Origin of the sequence: Telluria antibiotica (assembly GCF_011682055.1) — a bacterium.
Lineage (GTDB): Bacteria > Pseudomonadota > Gammaproteobacteria > Burkholderiales > Burkholderiaceae_D > Telluria > Telluria antibiotica.
Genome location: NZ_JAAQOM010000005.1, coordinates 343,833 through 351,048, shown reverse-complemented (window position 1 = coordinate 351,048; position 7,216 = coordinate 343,833). Strand labels below are relative to the sequence as shown.

The 7,216-nt window shown below is 59.8% G+C and carries 3 protein-coding genes; all 3 read right to left on the bottom strand.

What is annotated here, in order from left to right; genetic code table 11:
- Positions 1-381 precede the first annotated feature (381 nt).
- A complete protein-coding gene (gene istB, locus HAV22_RS11110) occupies positions 382-1,161 on the bottom strand; it encodes an IS21-like element helper ATPase IstB (RefSeq protein WP_166859122.1) in 780 nt (259 codons plus the stop codon).
- Entirely contained in the window at positions 1,158-2,237 is a 1,080-nt protein-coding gene (gene istA / locus HAV22_RS11105) for an IS21 family transposase (RefSeq protein WP_166859121.1), read from the bottom strand. The genes istB and istA overlap by 4 nt, the downstream gene beginning before the upstream one ends.
- 144 nt (positions 2,238-2,381) lie before the next feature.
- A complete protein-coding gene (locus HAV22_RS11100; RefSeq protein ID WP_166859120.1) occupies positions 2,382-7,076 on the bottom strand; it encodes a DUF3320 domain-containing protein in 4,695 nt (1,564 codons plus the stop codon).
- Positions 7,077-7,216: the final 140 nt, after the last annotated feature.

The following is a 7,216-nucleotide window of genomic DNA, read 5'->3' as shown; positions in this document are numbered from 1 at the left end:
GTCGACGACTTCCTGCCCTGGAACTGTGCCGCCAACCTGGCCGGCTGAACTCCGCTTCCCAGCGGTGTGACGAGTATCATCTCGCATCGACCTCGATAGCTCAACACGGTGCTGGGAACACGCTTACGAACAGATAGCGCATCAACCTCCATCAGCTGCCAATGCTGGTGCCACGGACAGGCGCCCGAAACAGAACGTCCATCTTCACGCTCAACCCTTGCGCGCACGCCGGGCAGCCTGACGGTCTGAGCTGAACAGCCTGTCGACGAGACGCCCGACTATGACCCATGTCAGCAGCGGATGTAAATTGATACAGTTTTCTCGTCATTAGCGATTTAAAACTGATACACCCCCGTCGCCGGCCGAAGCCGGTTTTTTTACTCATTGCCCACCACTGACAGCCTGCACCATGCCAGCTTGACGCTGGTGCTTTAGACGGTAGCTTTCGCCCGCGATGGGCACGATATGGGCGTGGTGCAGCAGCCGATCGAGCAGCGCTGCCGTCAAGGTCGTATCCTGCGCAAAGGTTGCGTCCCACTGGCCAAACGGCAGGTTGCTGGTCACGATCAGGCTGCCTTTCTCGTACAGCGCCGCGATTACCTGGAAGAAGAGGTTGGCCTGCTCGCGGTTCATCGGCAGATAGCCGATCTCGTCGATTACCAGCACACGATACGCCTTGATTGCCCGGTGCATCACGTCCTTCAAATTGTTCTGCCGGTGCGCGGTGGCCAATGCCAGCAGCAGGTCGGCAGCCGTCATGAAGCGCGTCTTGATGCCGGCCTGCGCGGCCCGGTAGCCCAGCGCAATCGCCAAGTGCGTCTTGCCAACGCCGCTGGGCCCAACCAGCACCACGTTCTCATTGCGCTCGACAAAACCCAGCCCGGCCAGTTCCTCGATCTGGCTGCGTTTGACGCCCTTGGCGAATTCGTAGTTGAAATCGTCCAGCGTCTTGATCGCCGGGAAGCCAGCCAGGCGCGTCATCATGCCTTGCTTGCGGACCGTGCGGCCAGCGGCTTCTTCCCGCAGCAGGCCTTCTAGGAAATCGCTATAGGGCGTTCCCTCTGCCGCTGCCTTCTGCGCTGCTGCACCGTAGCTTTGGGCGACGAAGGGCAGGCGCAGCTCTTCGCACAAGCTGGCGATGCGTTCGTGTTGCAGATTCATGCCGTCGCTCCCTGCACACATTGCGCCAGCAGTTGGTCGTACACGGCAAGCGGATGCTGCAGCGGTGCCGGTTCTGCGATGCGCTCGATCACGATGGGCGGCCGCTCTGGCGGTACCGTTGCCGGCGGCGCCTGTGGCCGCGCCGCGGCGACATCGGCGCGCCATGGCGCAGGCAGGGCCTGCAAGTGCTGTCGTTCCTCTGCCAGCCGGGCGGCCGGCTTCTCACCCGTGGTGCCGTGGACCCGCTCATGGGCGACTTCCCTCAGCCAGCGCGTCACTTCGATGTTGGCAGTGAGCGCGTCCAGCTGCTGGCCGCTCTGCGTCAGGCGGCTGGCCAGAGGCACGTAGAACGAGCGGCGCAGGTAGCCGTTGAAGCGCTCCACCTTGCCCTTTGTCTTGGCACGGAAAGGCTGGCACAGCTTGATCACGAAGCCGCAGTGCTTGGCGAAATCCAGGAAGCCGCTGTGGTAACGGTGCTGGCCTTCGCCATACACGTCGCGCTCCAGCACCACCGTCTTCATGTTGTCATACAGGACGCGTCGGGGCACGCCGCCCAGGGCCTGGAACGCGTGTTCGTGGCAGGCGATCAGCGACTCCACCTTCATGTCGGTGACGAATTCGACATAGCTGGCACGGCTGAAACCCAGCGTGGCGCAGAAGGCGTACAGCGGCGCGCGTCCTTTGCGGAACTCGACCCAGTCCACTTGAAGCTGATCGCCCATCGCTGTCTCGAAGCGCACCACCGGCTCGGCCGGCGGTGCCGGGCGCACAGTGCGCATGAACGCCCGCAGCTGGCTCTGGCCGCCCTGGTAGCCGCGCGCCACGATCTCGGCATACAGCACGGTGGCCGGAATCCAGTGCGGCGCCGCGGCCCGCTGGCGTTCGCGAAGATAATCTTCAAACGCCGCCAGCTTGGTGACGCGCTTGACCTTGCGTTCATATTTCGGCAGCGACTGCAGCGCCAGGTGCCGACGCACCGTGTTCACCGCGCAGCCCACCTCCGCGGCGATCTGCCGCAGGCTCATCCCATGCTTCCTCAGTAACTGAACTTCCACATACACCTCGTAGGGGATCAAGACCGCTCCGAAAAGCAGCCATCTTCTCAAACCGGTGTATCAGTTTTCAATCGCTGCACTGTGTCAGATTACATCCGCTGCTGACAGCCTTCGCTCGATTTACGCAACAAAGCCCTGACACTAGCTAAAATTGGATATCAGCTGTCATGCGCTACTGTTTTGCAAGGCGCTCAAGCCTGAAGTCAATCGTTCCTGCAACTCGGCACCTACGCGTTTGAACCCAAGCAAGCGGCCTGCGGAACGAATCAGCTCCGAATCATCTCCACCAGCGTTATCAACTTGCGCGATCTTTAATGCAGCCATCACTTCCAACATGGATAAGCAAGCAGCCTTCAAGGTCGCGCCTGACTCGTTCGCGCGGTCCCGAACAGGCGCGTCATCGGCTTGAACACGTGTAAACCAGAATGTCCCGTCGGTGAGGAGGTCAGTGCCCTGCGCTCGCGCCTTCTCAAGAGCACTCTTCGCCGTTCCAAGGATTCGACTTCCAGCTTTTTCCTTACCGTAGCACGACGCAAGACGTCGCGCGACTTCCTCGACATGGATTGGTCCCTCTTCCTGGACGATACGCGTCACCAAACCGGCTACAACATGCGTTGGTACTTCGTGCGGCTCTTGGGTACCCATCGGGATAACACAGCGTTTGTACGCTGGCATTTGCCTGGGAGCGGCTTCGGGGAGTTCCAATAGCGGCGGCGTCTGTTCGACAAGAGGCGCCTGCGCCCTCTTCTTATTCGCACCCTCCAGTTGGATGGCCTGCTCGGCAACCTGATTTGCATTCGCCAAAGCAGTCCTCAAACGTTCTAATTCGTTTTTGCGATTGTAGAACCAATCAGTGCTCCAGATCCGATGGAAGCGCCAACCGAGGTGCTCAAGGACATCTTGTCGTAGCCGATCCCTCTCGCGTGCCCACAAAGCGCTGTGGTAAGTCGCGCCGTCACACTCGACCGCGAGCAAGTAAGCTCCCGGACGATCTGGATGGCGCACCCCCAGGTCGATACGAAAACCTGCTGTACCGACTTGGGGATCGGCCAGGTAGCCCAAGCTACGGATCGAGCTGGCAACGTCTTCCTCAAAAGGCGAATCGGCGGTTCCTCCGGTTGGCGCGACACCGCTGAGCGGTGCTCCGTTCGCAAACTCCAAATAGTGCTTCAGGATGCGAGTGCCATCGCGCGCGCTTCGTCCCGGATCGATGTCGCTCGGGTGGAAGGACGCGAACACTTCGCACTTCAATCGCGCGCGCGTGAAAAGCACGTTCAGTCGGCGTTCGCCTCCTTCACTGTTCACGGGACCAAAGGACATGCTGGCGAGCTTGCCTCCTGCGACGGTCGGGCCATAGCAGACACTCACGAAGATCACATCACGCTCGTCACCTTGCACGTTTTCGATATTCTTGACGAAGACACTCTCCGCATTACCTTCGCGAAGAAAATCGTTCAGCACTGTGTCGGTACGGCGCCGCAATTCCAGCAACTCGGTAATCAGATTCTTCTGCGCAGACGAGAAGGTGACGATACCGACGGAGACGTCCGGATGTAAACGGGAGTGTTCAGCAAGACGGGTGACGATTGCCTCCCCTTCGATGCGGTTGTCACGCTTGCCGCCTTTGTCATACACACCTGGGACTCGCGTGAACGTCAAGCCGAAATCCGGATTCTTTTGCAAGGGTGACGGCGGCAGAATGAGCTCGTCGTCATAAAATTCCTTGTTAGATACCTGGATCAGGGACGGATCACGCGAACGGTAATGCCATCGTAGCATCCGTGAATTCAATCCGCGTGCTTCACATAGACTGAGGATACTTTCCATGGCGCCGGCCTTGGCGGCATCACCCAACAGGTTTTCCTCGCCCTCCTCCTCGACCTCGTCCTCTGACTCATCGCTCAGCAGGCGGGCAAAAAACGAAGATGGCGGCAGCTGCTTTTGGTCACCCACGACCACGATCTGCTCGGCTCGCGCGATCGCGCCCAAGGCATCTTCGGGGCGCACTTGGGACGCCTCATCGATAATCAGTAGGTCGAAAGAAAGTGCTCCTGGCGGAACAAATTGTGCGACTGAGATTGGACTCATCAACATTACAGGCTTGATGCGCTGCAAGGCATTACCGGCGCTGGCGAACAGCTTGCGCAGCGCGATGTGGCCACGCTTTTTTCCGATCTCTCCGCGGATGACCTTCATTTCACCCATGGCGCCTTGCGGAAGCTGACCCAGGTGCCCTGCCACGATGCTCGTGACATTGTGTTTCAAACGTTCTCGCTCCAATGCGGCGAACTCTGCGACGAGCTGGTGGCGGTCGAGTTCGCTAATATCGCGGAGGTCCGGCGAGGCGCTCCGTGCCGTATTCCAAAGCTGCTCGGCGCGCGCGAAGCGTAGCTCCGTGACCGCCTTATCTGCCGGAAGCGTACCCGCCCGCATTCGCGCCGCCACATCGGGCAGCCCTGCTTGAACCATGGCGGCGTAGGCTTTCTGCAGCGCCGACCATCCTGAGTACTTGTCCGTAGAGTCGGCGACGAGCTTGAGCCAGTCACGGACTCTTGGAAGCTCGTGCTCGGCCAATTCTTCATGTCCCAGTGTCGAATGCAGGAACTGCAGCAAGTTCATCACGTCGCGAACGGCCGCTTCGGCTGCCGGCTCAAGCCGTGCTAGCTGTAGCTTTAAGTCGCTGACAACCTCGGGTTTCTGCCCCAACGCAACCAGAACCCCGGGTGGCCACGCCAGCGGTGCCTGACGTGCTTTTTCGCACCAACCCACGATCGGGAGGAGTTGCTCGAAATCGGTCAGCTCATCACGCCACGCCTCCCCGACGCATTTCGCGCAATATGATTCGTCGGCTTTCCAGCACTTCTTTTTCTCACCAATATCAATGAGCACGTCAAGGAGCGAGAGCCTGTCCTTCGGCCTCTTGGGCAGGGGGCCGCGCAGCATGCCGGCGAGGTCGCGCGACGCGCCGCGATACGCTCCTCCCCAGCGCGCGAAGAATGAGTGAACGCCTCCCGCCAAGGCCCCACGGAGGGAAACAGGCGACGCATCGAAAGCCGCATCCACGAACTGTTCGGCAGCCTCGCACCTGGCGACGCGCCAAGCAGCGCCCGCTCGCAATGCCTGCGCCAGCCGCTCAAGACTGCCCTCGGCGAGAAGCCTACTCGCGGCATCTGCGACATTGGTGGGCAGGCCATCGATATACGCGAGCGTCTCCCGGAGTTGACGCGCACTCGCTCGCGTGCGCGGGAGCTGAATACCGAGCACCGCAGAGGCCTGCCCCAATACCTCGTCCAATGCCGAAATAGCGTCAATCGCGTTGGACAGGAGACTCGCCAGCCGAGAGAGCTCAACCGGTTGAAGGGATAGGTTTTGCACACCAGCAAGCGGGTGAGATTCGGGCTGACCTTCGCTGGCCAGCAGTTCGCCATACTTGGCGACAGCAAGAAGCAAATCATCCATCTGTTCGCGCGACATCGCTGCCAGCGCGCTGCCGTCGACAACCGGCGCGGGAGCGTTCATCCCAATGAAGCGCGCCTGGAGTCCCAGTACTGAATACGGCGTCTCGCCCGAGCTGCCTATCGGTTGGTGGAGCACAGCAGCGAGCGTGTTTAGCTTGTCGCGCGTCTTCGTGAGCGAAGTCGGAGGCCCAGGCATGGCTGGTACGGCCGACGCCTTTATCAGCGTTCTTGCCAGTTCAGCGAGCACGTCCTTCTTGTTGGCGGTGCGTGAGTGGAGTTCCAGACACACATCCCTCAAACCGACTTTCACCAAGCGGTCATGCACAACCGAAAGCGCCGCCATCTTCTCCGCGACAAACAGGACGCGTTTGCCCTCCTTGACGGCTGCAGCAATGATATTCGTAATCGTCTGCGACTTTCCAGTCCCCGGCGGCCCCTGAACGACGAGGTTCCGCCCTTGGCGAACTTCCTCGATGACGATGGCTTGCGAAGCGTCGGCATCGACGACGTGAAAAATCTTCTCGGGTGGAAGAGCGACGTCGAGCCGGTCATTGCGACCGATCAGCGGTGGCTCTGGTTCAAACCCTTCATAGAGCAAGCCTCGGGTCAGCTCATGGTCGGCGATGGCACCATCTGGCCAAGCCTCCGGCGCCAAGTCACGGTACATCAACAGCTTGGAGAACGAGAAGAAGCCGAGCTGCATGCCATCTCGATCCACACGCCAGGCGCCTTGCGAAGTGACCGCGGACTCGACTTGCTCGAAGTATGACGACGGACGCCATTCGTCCTCGATCTCAAGCTCTGGCAGCACCAGACCAAAATCATCCTTCATCCTCTGCTGGAGCGGAAGATTCGTGACGACGTCATCGTCCCTGAGTCGGACCTCGTACGTGTTGGATTTCTGGTTGCGGGTAAGCTGTACCGGCAGCAGAATGAGCGGCGCCTCCCTCTGCACCGCGGAGGTCTTGTCCTCGAACCAGGTCAGGAATCCCAGGGCTAAGTACAGAATATTGATGCCGGACTCTTCTTCTGCAGTCTGGGCTTCCCGGGCAATCTTGAGGAGACGCTTTTGCAGACCGTCAGGACCCATCCGCGTCTCAAGCTGGGCGTCGGTATAGCGCTCAGCGTCAAAGCCAGGCTCGCCTGCGTCCGCCAGCTTGAGACCATTGTCCTCGGTATCCTTATCGCGGCCGACGGCTAGAAAGCGCATCGCCTTACCACTACTGAGGATTCCGTAGACGTCGTCGGACCGCTCATTGACGACGTTGACAACGGCGGCACGACTGTTCTTGCGATTGACGTGCACCAGTCGATTGCGAGTTCCTGTTTCGACTAGGCGTTTTCGAGCGTCGTCGAAAAGCCTTTTGACGGCCGACTTGTCTGGGCCGGAAACTTTACTCATATCATCTGCTACGCTTGCCATGTCATGGCCTTTATGTATGCCTACGACCGACAAGTCATAGTGCACTTCTCCTCATTATAAGTTAACTGCGCGCAATGTTCTAAAAGGAAGAGCGACAGCGAGGACGTCTGCACGAGGTG